The sequence below is a fragment of the Komagataeibacter saccharivorans genome (assembly GCF_004348195.1).
GTDB classification, from domain to species: domain Bacteria; phylum Pseudomonadota; class Alphaproteobacteria; order Acetobacterales; family Acetobacteraceae; genus Komagataeibacter; species Komagataeibacter saccharivorans.
On record NZ_CP036404.1, the window covers coordinates 1396381 to 1411155 of the forward strand.

Below are 14775 nucleotides of genomic sequence, written 5' to 3' on the forward strand. Positions count from 1 at the left end.
ACGCCAGCGCATGAAAATGCGTGACTTCCCAGTCTCCTGCCGGACCCTGCCCCATGGATATGCCCGCTACACCCGACCTTACGCTGCACCCGTCCTGGCGCGGATGCACATGGCCCCACCCGGCGGATGACCGGGCGGCCACCATCATGCACGAAAACCTGACGCAGGCATGCGCCCGCGCGGGACTGCCGGATATCGCCAGCATAGCGGGCGTGCGGGTCATGACCGATGCACTGGGAGGAAACAGTCCCTACCTGTCGGACCTGGCGCTGCGCGATACGGCAGCCTTCCTGCGCCTTCTGCTCGACGGGGCGGATGCGCATGTGCGCGAAATCCTCAGGGGGCTTGAAGCCCTGCCGCCCGAAACCCCGCGCATTGAGGTGATGGCCGCCCTGCGTATCGCCAAGCGGCAGGCCGCGCTGGCCATTGCACTGGCCGATATCGGGGGCGCATGGACGCTGGAGCAGGTGACGCTGGCGCTGAGCGGACTGGCCGAGAACGCATTGGGGGCCGCGGTCAGGCATCTGCTGCTGCATGCCTGCCAGACCGGACGACTGCGCCTGCGTGACCCGGAAAACCCGTGCCGGGGCAGCGGCTTCGTGGTTCTGGCAATGGGTAAGCTGGGCGCGCGGGAACTGAACTACTCCTCGGATATCGACCTGATCATCCTGTATGACCCGGACCGCCACCCCGGAAACGGGGAACTGCGACATACCTTTGTGCGCATGACTAGCGATCTTGTCACCCTGATGGAAGCGCGTGATGCAAATGGTTACGTTTTCCGCATGGACCTGCGACTGAGGCCCGACCCCGCCGCAACGCCCGCCGCCGTGTCCTTTCCCGCCGCCATTCAGTATTACGAAAGCATGGGCCGTACATGGGAACGCGCGGCCATGACGAAAGCCCGTCCGGTTGCGGGGGATATTGTGGCGGGCCGCCGTTTCCTCAAACACATTCATCCGTTCATCTGGCGCCGCCATCTTGATTTTGCGGTGATCGACGATCTGCACGACATGAAAGCACGAATCGACCGCCACCGGAATGCGGGCCACGCTGATCTGGAAAGCCTGCCCCCCGCGTCTATCCGCGATCCCGAGACCGCGACCGGCTGGCTTCTGGGGCAGAACGTGAAGCTGGGACAGGGCGGCATACGGGAAGTAGAGTTCATCGTGCAGGCGCTTCAGCTTGTATGGGGCGGCAGGCGGCCCGAACTGCGTGATCCCACCACGCTGGGCGGCCTGCGCAGGCTGCGCCGCGCGGGACTGCTGGAACGTGCCCAGTGCGCAATACTGGTCCGCAACTACCGCATGCTGCGTCAGGCCGAACACCGGTTGCAGATGCGCATGGATCACCAGACCCACACCCTGCCGGACACACGTGACGGATTCGCACGCTTCGCCACCTTCATGCTGGCTGCAACGCCGGGTGAACTGGCCTGCAGCATGCTGTCGGTCATGCAGCATTCGCGCCGCAACTTCGACCTGCAGTTTGCCGAAAGCGACCGGCAGGACATCACCATCGCGCCGGAGGATGTCGATGCCGCCGACCGGCTGCGTGACTACGGCTTCGCGCCCCATGACATCGGTGACGCGCTGCAGATCCTCAACCGGTGGGATGGCAACCGGCTGCGCGCGCTGCGTTCCGACCGGGCCCGCAAGCTGCTGCGCCGGCTGCTGCCTGCCATCATGACCGAAATCGGGGGCCGCCAGCAGCCGCTGACCGTGCTGCGCCGTTTCGATGCGCTGCTGGAGCGGCAATGGGCGGGCGTGCAGTTCCTGTCGCTGCTGGAACGCAATACCGCGCTGATCCACCGCATCGTGACCGTTCTGGACTGCGCGCCGTTCCTGGCCGACCATCTGGCCGAAACTCCCTCCGCCCTGGACGGGCTGCTGGACATGGATGGCGGTCCTGGCGCGCTGGGTACGGCCACGGCGCTGGTCAGACGGCATGTCACATCGGCACAATCGGCCGAGCAGGTACTGCCGGTGATGCGCGGACTGGTGTGTGGGGAGGAGTTCCGCCTGTCGGTTGCCCGCCTTGAACACCGCATGGGCGAGGACAGCGCCGCCCGCGCGCGCACGGCCATGGCCGAAACGGTCATGCGCGGGCTGCTGCGCGTGGTCACCGGTGAACACAGACGCCGCCACGGCACCGTGCCCGGTGGTGCGATGGCGGTTGTGGCGCTGGGCAAGGCGGGATCGCATGAAATGATGCCGGGGTCCGACCTCGACCTCATGCTCGTGTTCGACCATCCGCCCGATGCGGGGGAAAGCGTTGTTAATGGCACAGTCGGCACGGATGGCATGCGCGGACGCCCGCTTGCGGCGGGTACGTATTTCGTCCGGCTGGCGCATGCCTTCGTCGCGGCCCTGACCGCGCCGGGACGCGAGGGACCGCTGTATGAGGTGGATATGCGCCTGCGTCCTTCGGGATCGAAGGGGCCGGTCGCCGTCTCCCTGTCCGCCTTCCGCCGCTACCATGAAGAATCCGCATGGACATGGGAACGCATGGCCCTGACCCGCGCGCGCGTGGTGGCGGGACCGCCCCGCCTTGCCGCCCGCCTGCGCCACGCCATCGCCACGGCGCTGGACCATGCCCCGCTGACGGATGAGGAAAGCCGCCAGATCCTGCATGACGTGCGTCACATGCGCGAACGGCTGGCGCGCGAACATCCCGCCGCCAGCCCGTGGGACATCAAACGCCGCCGGGGCGGGCTGATGGATGTGGAGTTCATCGCACAGGGGCTGCAACTGCTGACGCCGGATGCACAGGCCCGCAATCCCTCCACCCGGCTGGCGCTGCTGCGGCTGGCGCAGGCGGGGACGCTGGATATGGCGGATGCCCGCCTGCTGCGGCGCGCGGACCTGTTCTGGCGGTCGATGCAGGGGCTGGTCCGCATCATATGCGGCAGCGTCGTGCCCGATGCGATCCCGCAGGCCAGCCTTGAAATCCTGATGGGGGAAGTCAGGGCGCGCAATGCGACGGCCCTGCTGGACCGGATGGATGATATGGCCGCCCGCGTAACCGCGATATTCGACCGTCTGATTCCCCCCATTGCGGACACACCGGCGCGATAGCCACGCCGGGAGTGTTTCCCCGCCCGCCAAAGCGTTGCATGATCGCAGCCCAACCCATATCCCCGCATGCCGGTCGCGCCGATACCGGACGCGCCACGCCATGCAGGCGGACAGATCAGCAAGGCAGGTCATGAGCAAGGTTCTTCCCCCTTTCCCCGAACCCGGCAGCGCCGTTCCCGATTTTGACATGCCCGCAAGTCATGGGCGCACGGTCAGCCTGACCGCCCTGCGCGGCCATCCTTTCGTGCTGTATTTCTATCCCAAGGCCAATACATCGGGCTGCACCAGGGAAGCCTGCGAATTCGAAGCCGCCCTGAATGACATGCAGAAGGATGGCGTAAGCGTCATCGGCGTCTCCCGCGATGGCATGCCTGCAATCGAGAAATTCGCAGCCGATCACGCCCTCACCTTCCCCCTTGCATCGGATGGCGATGGCAGCGTTACGGAAGCCTATGGCGTATGGGTCGAAAAATCGATGTACGGTCGCAAATACATGGGTATCGAACGCGCGACTTTCCTGATCGATGCCAATGGCCATCTGGTGGAAGCATGGCGCAAGGTGAAGGTCCCGAACCACGTCGCCGCCGTGCGCAAGGCCATTGCGACCCTGACGCTACAGGCGGGAACAGCGGGCTAGCACGTCAGTAGGGACGTCCCGGTCCGCCATAGGGACCATAGACCACGACCGGCGGCGGGGGTGGTGGGGCATAATAGGCCACCGCCGGCGGCGGGGACAGTAATAGACCGGGGGCGGAGGCGGCGGCGGCCGTAGCTGTCCACCATGGCCCCGCCGATGACGCCACCCACGATGCCACCCACCAGTCCCCCAACCAGCGCATCGCCCCCGCCGCCACGCCCATGGGCCTGCGCGCCCGGTGCGGCTGCCGCCAGCCCGGTCAGGACAAGCAGCCCGGTGGCTGCAATACGCCCGATGTTTTTCATCAAACTCTTCCTGCTCCTGTCTCGATCAGGCGGGGAACGCATCCCCGCCTGACAGGGATGAGACAGGAGGGTCATGGCGATTTACGGGCAGAAATCGCCCTTTTCATGCCATAAACCGGCCTCGGCCGTTACGGATGGGCCGCGCGCAGTTCCTTCAGGCCCGAAGGGATGGCAAACACGCCGTCCGCCTGTGGCACACGGGTGACGGCGGTGGCTTCCACCATCACCTTGCCATCACGGATGACTTCCAGCATCACGCCGTCATCGGTGTAGCAGATTTCGCTGGGGCGCTGGTCGGTGTCCTGCGTCTGCCATAACGTACACGGGATGTTGGCAACGGTGGCCGTGCCGGTGCGCAGCCAGTTGCCCTGCGCACGCTGCCCCATCTGCACATTACCGGCACCCGGCGCGGGAATGACCGTCCTGATCTTCTGCTCGGGGTTTACTACCGTCAGCGTGCCCGCGTGGTAGTCGGTAACCATGTAGGTGGTGGCATTGCCCGGATCGACGCGCTGCATCATCCGCCCGCTGGACCAGCGCATGCGCTGGGTCATGACCTCCTTCGTGTCATGGGGGGGGTAGATGGTGTAGGTCACGTCCACATCGTTCTGGGGGGTGACGAAGGGGGTCTCATCGGTGGCGGCGGACGCATGGCCTGCACCAGCCAGCAGCAGGCCAGCCACCAGCAGGGCCTGACCACTGCGATACGGAAAACGGGTCACGGTATGTAATCCTTCAAAACGGGGACGGGGCAGGCGCGTCAGCCGCCCTTCTGATCCGGGTTCGTGCGGGCGGCAAGCGTGCCGGGCGGCGGGGGCGGTTCGATCTTGCGATAGCCCTCGGGCGGCTGGAACATGCTGTCGGGAATGGGTCCGTAAACCACTTTCGTCGCTTCCAGCTTACCGCGCAGCCCGTCCCCATCCACACCGTCTTCCTGCAGGATCACGCCATCTTCCGTAACGCAGGTGGTGGCGTTGCCCTGATCGGTCGTCACGTCCCACTGCGTGCATGTGACCCCGGCCACGGTGGCGGTGCCCTTGCGCACGAAGGACATGGACAGGTCCAGCAGGAAGGGATTGCGGATGCCGTAGCGGGCATCAAGCTGGCTGTACACCTTCTGCGGATTGATGATGATCATGACCTGACGGGTCATGCGGTTGAGCACCATCTCGCCCATGGCCAGCGGGCTGTCGATTCGCATAAGACCGCCATTATAGGCGAACCATGTGCGCACGGCCTTGGGCTCGGGCATGCCATCGGGCTGCACGTTATAGTCCACCTGCACATCCCGCGTGGGGGTAAGCGGGGGGTGAACGGTGGCGGCTTCCTGCGCCATGGCGGGTGCGCCACCCGCTGCAATGGCCGCCACGAACATCATCATGCCCAACGGCCCCCTGCCCTTACCCTTTACCGGGCAGGCCGCTCCCTGTTTCATCACGTTTCTTCCCCTTCTTCTGCCAAGACGGAACCCTGCACGCGCAGGACTGTCAACCATCCGCGTCCATCGCGCCCGCGGGCCGCAGGGCACGGATGGCGGGCAGCAGTTCCGCCGCGCTGTCATTTCCGATCCATTGCGCCCGTCGCGCCACCGCGCGGACAAGCTGGCGCATGTAATCATCCGCCGGAATCTCGTATCCGCCGAAACTGGCCAGATGATCCGTGCCGAACTGTGTATCGAGCAGGGTAAAGCCACCCAGACGCAGGCGGGCCACCAGATGGACCAGCGCCACCTTGGATGCGTCGCGCATGCGGCTGAACATGCTTTCCCCGAAAAAGGCCTGACCGATGGCCACGCCATACAGGCCGCCGACCAGCCTGCCCTCATGATAGGTTTCGATGCTGTGGGCATGGCCCATGGCGTGAAGCTGACAGAACAGGGTGCGGATGCGCGGGTTGATCCATGTATCCTCGCGCCCCGGCATGGGTGCTGCACAGCCATCCATGACCCCTGCGAAATCCTGATCTGTCATTACTGCAAAGCGGTCCGACAGCACCGTGCGCATGAGCCTGCGCGGCACATGAAATCCCTCCAGCGGCAGGATGCCGCGCATCTGCGGGAAGAACCATTCCAGTTCGTCGGACCGCGCATCGGGCGCCATGGGAAACAGGCCGGCCCGGTAGGCGCGCAGCATAAGTTCCGGCGTAAGCGGAACCGTCTCTTGACCCGTCATGTTCTTAGGATAACCCTTTCGCATGCTTCTGCAGGCACGATCGCCTGTGTCATGCCCCCGTTAGGCCGGAGAAACCACCCTCTATGTCCGCTACCCGCCCCCGCGTACTGCTGACCCAGCGCCAGACCGATCCCGTCATGCAGCGTATCGAGCAGAACTTTACCATAGCCCCCGTCCCGGACCACCGGATGACAACCCGCGAACTGCTGGACGCCGCGCGCGCTTTCCAGCCGCAGGCCATCATGACATCGACGGGCCTGCCGCTGCGTGGCGATGACGTGGCGCAACTGCCTGACTGCGTGAAGGTTGTCGCAACCGTCAGCGTCGGCACGGACCATCTGGACATTTCAGCCCTTCATGCCCGTGGCATCATCGTCACTAACACGCCCGACGTACTGACCGACTGCAATGCCGACATGGCCATCCTGCTGATGCTGGCTGCCGCCCGGCGCGCGGGGGAATACACCACGCTCATGCGCGAAGGCTGGGGCCGTCCGCTTGCGATGGATGAAATGCTGGGCACCCGCATAAGCGGCAAGCGGCTGGGTATCGTGGGCATGGGCCGCATCGGTCAGGCCGTGGCCCGGCGGGCGCGTGGCTTCGACATGACGGTCATGTATTCCAACCGCCGCCGCCTGCCCGCCGCGCAGGAAGCGGGCGCCACCTATTTCAGCACCCTGACCGACATGCTGCCGCACTGCGATATCCTGAGCCTGCATCTGCCCGCCACGCCCGAAACCGAAGGCATGATCGATGCCGACCTGCTGGGCCGCCTGCCGCGCGGGGCCATTTTCATCAATGCCGCCCGTGGCGCGCTGGTGGATGAGGACGCCCTGATCGCGGCCCTGCGCAGCGGCCAGCTTGCCGCCGCCGGGCTGGATGTCTACCGCAATGAACCCAATCCCGACCCGCGCTTTCTGGAACTGCCCAACGTGTTCCTGACCCCGCATGTCGGCAGCGCCACCATCGAAACCCGTACCGACATGGGCATGCTGGCGATTGAAAACGTGGAAGCCGTGCTGAACGGCCGCGCAGCCCCCACCCCCGTCCACGCCTGATCCGGCCGTAAGGGAGGCACGCTTATGGGACTGCCCGGCGTTTTCATCGTTTTCACGCTGATCACACTGCTGCTGGAACTGTTCATGCCGCGCATGAATGGCCTGTTGCAGACATTGACCGGATTTTACGTGGTCTTCGCGCTGATCGCCGCGACCATCGAAATCGTAAGGAAGCCGCAGCCCGTGCGGCATACATCCGGCAAAGCATGACAGACAGCCGCTCCGGGCCATGCCCGGAGCGGTCGGGAACTGAAGTTTTTCACAGAAATAAAGTCGTGGCAGACGCCCCTCACCAATGGAGAGGAAGCGCGTCTGCCAGCATTATTACCGCTTCAGCCTTCGTTGACCTGACTTGCGGCGTGGGCCTTGAGGTCAGCGGCGGTGCGGCGGACTTCCGGTCCATATTCACGCTCAAGCCGCCGGATGGTGAAATGCGCCTGCGCCACCGCGCGGTAATGCGACAGGAACGCCGCGTTGAGCGACGCCCCGCACAGCGCGCCAGCCACCGGCATCATCTGCAGTGCGAACTTGCGCGACAGGCCCAGCCCGTAATGGGTCGCCACTTCACTGACCAGCATGACAACCGGACGACCGCGCAGCATCGCGCGGGCGGAAAAATAGCCCAGTTCGCTATCCTCCCCCGGCGCGGCCTTCCGGTTCGCGCCAAAGGGGAAGGCGCGGAGGGCGAATACTTCCAGACAGGCCGCCCGCGCATCTTCCTGCGACAGGTCTTCCCCCTGTTCGCGGGCGATACGCGCGATCTCGCGCATGATGGTCAGCGTCGTGAAGCCGACATCGGCCACCAGTCCCGGCAGGCCGGCAAAACCGCCTATGGCCCCCGACATGGTTACGGCGGCCTTCACCGCCGGGTCGCGCCATGCGGCGCCGCCGCCCGGTTGGGCGGACACGTCATGCGGGCGGTCCATGCCGATCACCGCGATGTCGAATGCACGCCGGATGGCCGTTTCGGCAGCGGATTGCAGGCTGGCCTGCAACGTGGGCGCAAGGCCCAGCGTGCGCATGCCCAGCATCGCCGCCTGCCCCACGGCACCGCCCATCAGGTCGGCCAGACGCACCAGCACGCCGCGCCCCGTCTCGACCCGTTCCAGCGCCTGCTGGAGTTCGGTAATACACGCGCTGTCCAGCGTCAGCGGTGCCAGTTCGTTGGAGGAACCTGCACTCATTACAATGCCCTTCGCCTGATCTTCCGTAACAGTACGGACCGGCCCCATGTCCCTGCACTACCGGCGGGATGGATGACGCCGCCCGCAACGCCCATGCGGCAGTTCCCACTGTTTCAGCACCATGATGGCGTTCTTGCAATGCGCATCACCATACCTTCTGGCATGAAACGCGCCTCAACCGTGGCTGTTCCAGCCGCCCATCGCGCACAGGTGTCCCCAGTGCGCATCCGAAACCGGCACGACCGACAGCCGCGACTGCCGCACAAGGGCCAGATCCTCCAGCACCGGATCGGCCTTGATCTGCGCCAGCGTGACCGGGCGGGGCATCGGCCCCACGGCGCGCACGTCCACGCATACCCATCTGCCATCCTCCGCCGTGGGGTCGGGATAGCCAGCACGCACGACTTCCACCACGCCCACGATCTCGCGCCCTACGTTGGAGTGGTAGAAGAACGCCCGGTCCCCCACTTCCATGGCCGCGAGGTTCTTCTTCGCCTGGTGGTTACGCACGCCGGTCCACGGTTCCACGCCGTTTTCCACCTGCTCGGACCATGAAAACGCGTCCGGCTCGGACTTGATCAGCCAGTAAGCCATGCCCGGTTCTTCACTCCACCCGCATGCAATCACGAAAAACTGAACGGAACGGACGGATGACCACGCTCTCGAACAGTTCGACACGGGCATAGGGGTCTTCCGCTGCGAAGCCTTCGGCCGCCGCGCGGTCAGCCACATCCACCACCAGCAGGCTGCCGCAGGGGCGGTTTTCCGCGTCCAGCAGCGGACCGCCATGCACGATGTGCTGCTTCCACTGTTCCAGATAGGCAAGGTGACGCTCACGGGTGGCCTTGCGGGTTTCAAGACCGCCGGGCCTGTCGGTACAAATGATCGCAAACAGCATGTTTTCTCCTCCTGTGGCGGGACAGTACCATGAAGGGACAGGACTGGCCGTGTCTTTTTTAACGCGATAGTGTAGAGCAGCAAAACGCCAGCCCCCGGCCAACCGCGGGCGATGGCGAAAATTTTTCTTGACCCTTTTCATTGCAGGGACAGGTGCCCCCGGCACGGATGGATCAACCTTGAACGCAACGCAGAGCCTTACCGCAAGAACCGGTAACCTTTTTCACCGCTACGCCAACCCGGGGCGTTTCCTGCGCATGGGTGCGAAGCTGCAGCCGTGGCTGACCTGGCCCGCACTGGCGCTGTCCGCGGCCGGAATCGTATGCGGGCTGTTCTTCTCCCCCGCCGACTGGCAGCAGGGCGACAGCGTGCGCATCATGTACGTGCATGTGCCCACAGCATGGCTGGCATCGTCGGGGTATATGGCGCTGGCGGTGTGCTCCCTTCTTTCGCTTGTATGGCGGCATCCGCTGGCCGACCTTGCGGCGGTGGAGATCGGGCCGGTCGGGGCCGCCATCACCGCTGTCTGCCTTGCCACCGGCTCCCTGTGGGGCAAGCCTATGTGGGGCACGTGGTGGGTGTGGGATGCGCGGCTGACATCCGTTCTGGTACTGTTTTTCCTGTATCTGGGCCATATCGCGCTGATCCGCGCATTTGACGAACCGCAGCGTGGCTACCGCGCCGCCGCCATACTGGGGCTGGCGGGCGCGATCGACCTGCCGATCATTAAGTTCAGCGTACAGTGGTGGAACACGCTGCACCAGCCCGACAGCATCACGGTTACGGGGGCGCCGACCATGTCCACCTCCATGCTGTGGCCGCTGGGCCTGACCACGCTGGGCTTCACGCTGGGATTTGGCGCGATCGTGCTGGCCCGCCTGCGCGCTTCCGTAATGGAAAGCCGCATCCGCACCATCCTTGCCGCCAGCCGTGGCCGCCAGTCCGCACAGACCAATCCCCAGACAGACAGTGCCGCCGTATGACCCACCTGCCCTATATCGTGGCCGCCTATGGCCTGACCCTTGGCGTCGCGGCGATCCTGTCGGTCAACGCCACCATCCGGCTGCGACAGGCGCGCAAACGGCTTGCCGCCATTGAACAGCCCGGCCGGACACGCAGGCCGTCATGACCCGCAAGAGCCGACGCCTGTGGCTGGTGGTTGCGTGCATGATCGGGCTTGGTTCCGCCGCTGCCCTGACACTCAACGCCTTTTCATCCAATATCGTCTTCTTCATGGCGCCATCGCAGGTCCATAAGAAGCCGCCGCCAGCCGACCGCACCATCCGTCTGGGCGGCATGGTCGTGGCGGGCAGCGTACACCGTGAAAAGGTGAAGGACACCCCGGTCGCCATATTCGACGTGACCGACGGGCAGGACGCCGTGACCGTTCGTTATGAAGGGATACTGCCCGACCTGTTCCGCGAGGGGCAGAGCGTCGTGGCCGTGGGCACCGTCAATCCCGATGGCACGTTCCGCGCCAGCGAAGTTCTGGCCAAGCATGACGAAACCTACATGCCCAAGGAAGTGGCCGAGGAACTGCGCCGCAGCGGCAAATGGGACCCACGTTTCGGCAAGGCGCCGGACGCGACAAGCTGGAACACCATGACGGCGACCGATACGGCGAAAAAACCGGCCACCCAGACACCTGACGGAAACTGACATCCGCGATGAACCCGGAACTTGGAAATTTTGCACTGGCGCTGGCATGCTGCATGGCCGCCGGACAGGCCATCCTGCCGCTGATCGGCGCGAACCGGCGTGACGCGCGCCTGATGGCGCTGGCCCCCGCGCTGGCCGTGGGGCAGATGCTGGCCCTTGCGACTTCTTTCGCATGCCTGATCCATGCGGCCATCACCAACGACTTTTCCGTGCAGAACGTGGCGGCCAACAGCGCGGTCAGCAAGCCGCTGCTGTACAAAATCACCGGCGTATGGGGCAATCATGAAGGCTCGGTGCTGTTATGGGCGCTGATCCTGTCCATCTGCGGTGGCGCGGTGGCCCTGTTCGGGCGCAACCTGCCTTCCGCCCTGCAGGCACGCGTGATTGCGGTGCTGGGCGGGGTTGCAGCAGGCTTCGAACTGTTCTGCCTGACCACGTCCAACCCGTTCGCCCGTGTCTGGCCCGCGCCGCTGGACGGGCAGGGCATGAACCCGCTGCTGCAGGACCCCGGCCTCGCGTTCCATCCGCCCATTCTCTACACCGGCTATGTCGGCTTCGCCGTGCCGTTCGCCTTCGCCATCGCCGCCCTGATCGAAGGGCGTGTGGATGCTGCATGGGGCCGCTGGGTGCGCCCGTGGGCAGTGGCGGCGTGGTGCTTCCTGACCTGTGGCATCGCCATGGGATCATGGTGGTCCTATTACGTGCTGGGCTGGGGTGGCTACTGGTTCTGGGACCCGGTGGAAAACGCATCGCTGATCCCGTGGCTGACGGGCACGGCGCTGGTGCATTCCGCCATTGTGGTGGAAAAGCGCGAGGCGCTGAAAATCTGGACCGTCCTGCTGGCCATCGGCACGTTTTCCTTCTCGCTTTCCGGCACGTTCCTTGTGCGTTCGGGCATCCTCAATTCCGTGCATGCCTTCGCCAACGATCCGGCGCGTGGCGTGTTCATCCTCGGGCTGCTTGCAGTGGTCATTGGCGGTTCGCTGCTGCTGTTCGCCATCCGCGCGCCGCAGCTCACCACGGGTGGCCTGTTCGCCCCCATGTCGCGTGAAGGGCTGCTGGTTCTCAACAACATCCTGCTGTGTTCCATCTGCGCGGTGGTGCTGACGGGCACGATGTATCCGCCATTCATGTCGCTGCTGTTCGGCAAGACCATTTCGGTGGGCAAGCCGTTCTTTGATGCGACTACCATTCCCCTTGCCATTCCGCTCATGGTGTTCATGGGTTTTGGCCCGATGGTGCCGTGGAAGCGTGCGCAGATGTGGCCGGTCCTGCGCCGCTTGTGGTGGGCGGCCTGCGTGTCGCTGCTGGCGCTGGCTATCGCCACCTTCCGCATGCGTGACATCCTGCCAGTGCTGGCAACCGCTACCGCCGTATGGGTGATCTGCAGCAGTATCGCCGATATCGTGGAGCGGCTGCGCCTGTTCCGCCAGTCACCCGCGCAGAGCTGGCAGCGTGCCCGTGGCCTGCCGCGTGCGGTATTCGGCGCGGCGCTGGCCCATGCGGGTGTCGGCATTACGGTGCTGGGCATTGCGGGCATGTCGCAGGCGGCGCACCGCATTGTCGAAGTCCATGTCGGCCAGAGCGAGATGCTGGCGGGCGATAGCTGGACCCTGACCGAAGTCCATCCCGCGCAGGGACCCAATTACACCGCGCTGGTCGCCACCATCGAGGTCCGCCACGATGGCAGGCTGATCACCACCCTGCATCCGTCCAAGCGGACATTCGCCAGCCAGCACCAGACCACCACGGAAGTGGCGATCCACACCAACCTCATGGCCGACATCTATGGCGTTCTTGGGGACAGGCACGGCAGCGATGCCGACCCCACCTATGTCCTGCGGCTGCATTACAACCCGCTGGCCCCATGGATGTGGCTGGGCGGCCTGATCATGGCCTTTGGCGGTGCGCTGTCGCTGTCTGACCGTCGTGTGCGCGTGGGCGCGCCGCGCCGGGCGAAGGCGGCTGACATGGTAGCGGCACGATGAACGATACGTCCCTTCCCCCTTCCCCCACGCGCCGCCGCCTGCTCATGGCGGCCCCGCTGGTTGTCGCAGGTGGCGCGGGTGTCGCGTTCTGGCGCATGCTGTCGGGCATGTCGCGTGGATCATTCGACCCCCATGACATCCATGCCCCGGCGCTCAACCGCCCCGTGCCGGACTTCGCCCTGCCCGATCAGGCGCCGGGAACCGGCTTTTCCGCACAGGACCTGCGCGCGCTGAAAACGCCGGTTCTGGTGAACTACTTCGCTTCGTGGTGCATTCCCTGCGTGGCGGAAATGCCGGTGCTGAACGTGCTGAAAAATCGCCTGCCAATCTGGGGCATCGCTTACAAGGACAAGCCCGAGCATGCGCTGGGCTTTGTCCAGCGTGCCGGAAACCCCTATGCCCGCATTGCCGCCGACCGCGACGGGCTGACGGCAATCGACTGGGGCGTGTCCGGCGTGCCGGAAACCTTCCTGATCGGACCGGGCGGGGTCATCCGCTGGCATACGGCCTCCCCCATTACCGAAAGCATGATTGCCAATACGATCATGCCGCTGGCGGACAGCCTGAAATCATGACGACATCCTTCCTGCGCCGGGGCTGGGTGATGGCCCTACTGGCCTGCCTGCTGCTGGCCCCCGTGGTGGCGATCGCGGTTGATGACCCGTCGGAGATGCTGCCGGACCCGGCACAGGAACAGCGGGCCGAAGCGATTGGCGCGCAACTGCGCTGCCTTGTCTGCCAGAATGAATCGATTGAGGACAGCAGCGCCGACCTTGCCCGCGACCTGCGCCACGTGGTGCGCGAACATGTGGCCAAGGGTGAAAGCAACCGCCAGATCATGGACTGGATGGTCAACCGCTACGGCAACTTCATCCGCCTCAAGCCGCCGCTGACCATCGGCACGCTGCTGCTGTGGGTCATGCCGCTACTGGCGCTTGGCATCGGTATCGGGATTGCGTGGTGGACGTTCCGCAGGCCGCGCGCGTCCACACCACCGCCCCTGACGGATGAAGAACGCCGCCGTCTGTCCGACCTGACCCGAACACGCTGAGATTGAGATGATCTGGATTGGTATCTGCCTGCTTGGCGTGATCGCGCTGCTGCCTGCCCTGCTGTCGTTCCGTCGCGCCACCCTGCTGCGCGATGAACGCGAAACCGCCCTTGCGCTGCATCAGGCCCAGCTTGCGGAACTGGAACGTGACCTGGTGGAAGGGATGATCGCCCCATCCGAACATGACAGCGCGCGGCTGGAAATCCAGCGCCGCCTGCTGGGCACGGACACCCTGCCCGCCTTTGTCGCGCGCAAAGGGGCATCCACCGGCGCCATTGCCGCGGCCCTGATCGGGCTGCCGGTTGCGGCGATCGCGCTCTACCTGACGGTCGGGCACCCGTCCCTGCCCGCGCAGCCCCTTGCCCCGCGTCTTGCCGCCATCCAGAAGGAAGATCATCGCAACGACGCGATCATCGACCGCCTGCGCGAGCAGTTGAAACAGATCCCGCCGGGCGATCCCAGCCTGTTTCAGGGGTATGTGCTGCTGGGTCAGGCCGAAGCGGGCCGCGACCACTACGCCGCCGCCGCCCAGGCCTGGCGCAACGCCATAGAACAGCGCTTCGACCCCGAAGTGGCGGCCCGTGCCGCCGAAGCCCAGATGATGGCGGATGGTGGCCATATTTCGGCTGAAACGGCGGATCTCTACCGCCGCGCGCTTGACGCCGCCCCGGCGGATGCGCCGTGGCGGATGACGGTGCAGCAGCGTATCGCGCAGTCCGAACATCAATAACGCGCTACCCGCATGGCA

The 14775-nt window shown here is 65.2% G+C and carries 18 protein-coding genes; 11 read left to right on the top strand and 7 right to left on the bottom strand.

Annotation, left to right across the window (positions count from 1 at the left end):
• Positions 1–53: 53 nt before the first annotated feature.
• Positions 54–3077 (top strand): bifunctional [glutamine synthetase] adenylyltransferase/[glutamine synthetase]-adenylyl-L-tyrosine phosphorylase, encoded by a 3024-nt coding sequence (locus KSAC_RS06375; RefSeq protein WP_207918776.1) that lies wholly within the window; start codon positions 54–56, stop codon positions 3075–3077.
• Positions 3078–3207: 130 nt separating this feature from the next.
• Positions 3208–3714, top strand: coding sequence for a peroxiredoxin (locus KSAC_RS06380; RefSeq protein WP_102324139.1), 507 nt, complete (start codon positions 3208–3210; stop codon positions 3712–3714).
• Here the strand turns inward: KSAC_RS06380 and KSAC_RS06385 are convergent.
• The 4 genes from KSAC_RS06385 to aat all read right to left on the bottom strand — a co-directional run bounded on the left by KSAC_RS06385 (position 3711) and on the right by aat (position 6190).
• Complete coding sequence (locus KSAC_RS06385; RefSeq protein WP_243705327.1) at positions 3711–4019, bottom strand: hypothetical protein; 309 nt, start codon at positions 4017–4019, stop codon at positions 3711–3713. The two genes, KSAC_RS06380 and KSAC_RS06385, sit on opposite strands and share 4 nt — an antisense overlap.
• 128 nt (positions 4020–4147) lie before the next feature.
• Complete coding sequence (locus KSAC_RS06390) at positions 4148–4741, bottom strand: hypothetical protein (protein WP_132304745.1); 594 nt, start codon at positions 4739–4741, stop codon at positions 4148–4150.
• A gap of 38 nt (positions 4742–4779) precedes the next feature.
• Entirely contained in the window at positions 4780–5454 is a 675-nt protein-coding gene (locus tag KSAC_RS06395) for a DUF4412 domain-containing protein (RefSeq protein WP_243705328.1), read from the bottom strand.
• 52 nt (positions 5455–5506) lie between these two features.
• Complete coding sequence (aat, locus tag KSAC_RS06400; RefSeq protein ID WP_174234103.1) at positions 5507–6190, bottom strand: leucyl/phenylalanyl-tRNA--protein transferase; 684 nt, start codon at positions 6188–6190, stop codon at positions 5507–5509.
• A gap of 83 nt (positions 6191–6273) precedes the next feature.
• On the opposite strand from aat, the gene KSAC_RS06405 reads away from it, so the two are divergent.
• Complete coding sequence (locus KSAC_RS06405) at positions 6274–7248, top strand: 2-hydroxyacid dehydrogenase (RefSeq protein WP_132304747.1); 975 nt, start codon at positions 6274–6276, stop codon at positions 7246–7248.
• 24 nt (positions 7249–7272) lie between these two features.
• Positions 7273–7458, top strand: coding sequence for a hypothetical protein (locus KSAC_RS06410; RefSeq protein ID WP_132304749.1), 186 nt, complete (start codon positions 7273–7275; stop codon positions 7456–7458).
• A 122-nt stretch (positions 7459–7580) separates the two neighbouring features.
• Here the strand turns inward: KSAC_RS06410 and KSAC_RS06415 are convergent, their stop codons facing one another.
• From KSAC_RS06415 to KSAC_RS06425, 3 genes are all read right to left on the bottom strand, one after another.
• Complete coding sequence (locus tag KSAC_RS06415) at positions 7581–8432, bottom strand: EcsC family protein (RefSeq protein ID WP_132304751.1); 852 nt, start codon at positions 8430–8432, stop codon at positions 7581–7583.
• Between the two features lie 174 nt (positions 8433–8606).
• On the bottom strand, positions 8607–9026 hold the full coding sequence (locus KSAC_RS06420) for an EVE domain-containing protein (protein ID WP_110546593.1): 420 nt from the start codon (positions 9024–9026) through the stop codon (positions 8607–8609).
• 10 nt (positions 9027–9036) lie between these two features.
• The gene (locus KSAC_RS06425; RefSeq protein WP_102323141.1) at positions 9037–9330 is read right to left on the bottom strand and encodes a YciI family protein; all 294 of its coding nucleotides are present in this window, start codon (positions 9328–9330) and stop codon (positions 9037–9039) included.
• Between the two features lie 178 nt (positions 9331–9508).
• Here KSAC_RS06425 and KSAC_RS06430 point away from each other — a divergent pair, with 178 nt between their 5' ends.
• The 7 genes from KSAC_RS06430 to ccmI are packed head-to-tail and all read left to right on the top strand — an operon-like array spanning position 9509 to position 14757.
• Positions 9509–10312 (top strand): heme ABC transporter permease, encoded by an 804-nt coding sequence (locus KSAC_RS06430; RefSeq protein WP_102323140.1) that lies wholly within the window; start codon positions 9509–9511, stop codon positions 10310–10312.
• Positions 10309–10458: a heme exporter protein CcmD gene (locus KSAC_RS06435; RefSeq protein WP_102323139.1), complete on the top strand. Its 150-nt coding sequence runs from the start codon at positions 10309–10311 to the stop codon at positions 10456–10458. The genes KSAC_RS06430 and KSAC_RS06435 overlap by 4 nt, the downstream gene beginning before the upstream one ends.
• A complete protein-coding gene (ccmE, locus tag KSAC_RS06440; RefSeq protein WP_102323138.1) occupies positions 10455–10988 on the top strand; it encodes a cytochrome c maturation protein CcmE in 534 nt (177 codons plus the stop codon). Before KSAC_RS06435 ends, ccmE begins: the two co-directional genes overlap by 4 nt.
• 8 nt (positions 10989–10996) lie before the next feature.
• Positions 10997–12976, top strand: a complete 1980-nt coding sequence (locus KSAC_RS06445) for a heme lyase CcmF/NrfE family subunit (RefSeq protein ID WP_132304753.1) — start codon at positions 10997–10999, stop codon at positions 12974–12976.
• Positions 12973–13551, top strand: coding sequence for a DsbE family thiol:disulfide interchange protein (locus tag KSAC_RS06450; RefSeq protein WP_132304755.1), 579 nt, complete (start codon positions 12973–12975; stop codon positions 13549–13551). The genes KSAC_RS06445 and KSAC_RS06450 overlap by 4 nt, the downstream gene beginning before the upstream one ends.
• The gene (locus tag KSAC_RS06455; RefSeq protein WP_132304757.1) at positions 13548–14027 is read left to right on the top strand and encodes a cytochrome c-type biogenesis protein; all 480 of its coding nucleotides are present in this window, start codon (positions 13548–13550) and stop codon (positions 14025–14027) included. The genes KSAC_RS06450 and KSAC_RS06455 overlap by 4 nt, the downstream gene beginning before the upstream one ends.
• A 7-nt stretch (positions 14028–14034) precedes the next feature.
• Positions 14035–14757, top strand: a complete 723-nt coding sequence (gene ccmI, locus KSAC_RS06460; RefSeq protein WP_132304759.1) for a c-type cytochrome biogenesis protein CcmI — start codon at positions 14035–14037, stop codon at positions 14755–14757.
• Positions 14758–14775 lie beyond the last annotated feature (18 nt).

Excerpts from the sequence above, each read along its gene's own strand:
- KSAC_RS06375 (WP_207918776.1), top strand. The coding sequence starts at position 54 with ATGGATATGCCCGCTACACCCGACCTTACGCTGCACCCGTCCTGGCGC.
- KSAC_RS06380 (WP_102324139.1), top strand. The coding sequence starts at position 3,208 with ATGAGCAAGGTTCTTCCCCCTTTCCCCGAACCCGGCAGCGCCGTTCCC.
- KSAC_RS06385 (WP_243705327.1), bottom strand. The coding sequence starts at position 4,019 with ATGAAAAACATCGGGCGTATTGCAGCCACCGGGCTGCTTGTCCTGACC.
- KSAC_RS06395 (WP_243705328.1), bottom strand. The coding sequence starts at position 5,454 with ATGAAACAGGGAGCGGCCTGCCCGGTAAAGGGTAAGGGCAGGGGGCCG.
- aat (WP_174234103.1), bottom strand. The coding sequence starts at position 6,190 with ATGACGGGTCAAGAGACGGTTCCGCTTACGCCGGAACTTATGCTGCGC.
- KSAC_RS06405 (WP_132304747.1), top strand. The coding sequence starts at position 6,274 with ATGTCCGCTACCCGCCCCCGCGTACTGCTGACCCAGCGCCAGACCGAT.
- KSAC_RS06410 (WP_132304749.1), top strand. The coding sequence starts at position 7,273 with ATGGGACTGCCCGGCGTTTTCATCGTTTTCACGCTGATCACACTGCTG.
- KSAC_RS06415 (WP_132304751.1), bottom strand. The coding sequence starts at position 8,432 with ATGAGTGCAGGTTCCTCCAACGAACTGGCACCGCTGACGCTGGACAGC.
- KSAC_RS06420 (WP_110546593.1), bottom strand. The coding sequence starts at position 9,026 with ATGGCTTACTGGCTGATCAAGTCCGAGCCGGACGCGTTTTCATGGTCC.
- KSAC_RS06425 (WP_102323141.1), bottom strand. The coding sequence starts at position 9,330 with ATGCTGTTTGCGATCATTTGTACCGACAGGCCCGGCGGTCTTGAAACC.
- KSAC_RS06435 (WP_102323139.1), top strand. The coding sequence starts at position 10,309 with ATGACCCACCTGCCCTATATCGTGGCCGCCTATGGCCTGACCCTTGGC.
- ccmE (WP_102323138.1), top strand. The coding sequence starts at position 10,455 with ATGACCCGCAAGAGCCGACGCCTGTGGCTGGTGGTTGCGTGCATGATC.
- KSAC_RS06445 (WP_132304753.1), top strand. The coding sequence starts at position 10,997 with ATGAACCCGGAACTTGGAAATTTTGCACTGGCGCTGGCATGCTGCATG.
- KSAC_RS06450 (WP_132304755.1), top strand. The coding sequence starts at position 12,973 with ATGAACGATACGTCCCTTCCCCCTTCCCCCACGCGCCGCCGCCTGCTC.
- KSAC_RS06455 (WP_132304757.1), top strand. The coding sequence starts at position 13,548 with ATGACGACATCCTTCCTGCGCCGGGGCTGGGTGATGGCCCTACTGGCC.
- ccmI (WP_132304759.1), top strand. The coding sequence starts at position 14,035 with ATGATCTGGATTGGTATCTGCCTGCTTGGCGTGATCGCGCTGCTGCCT.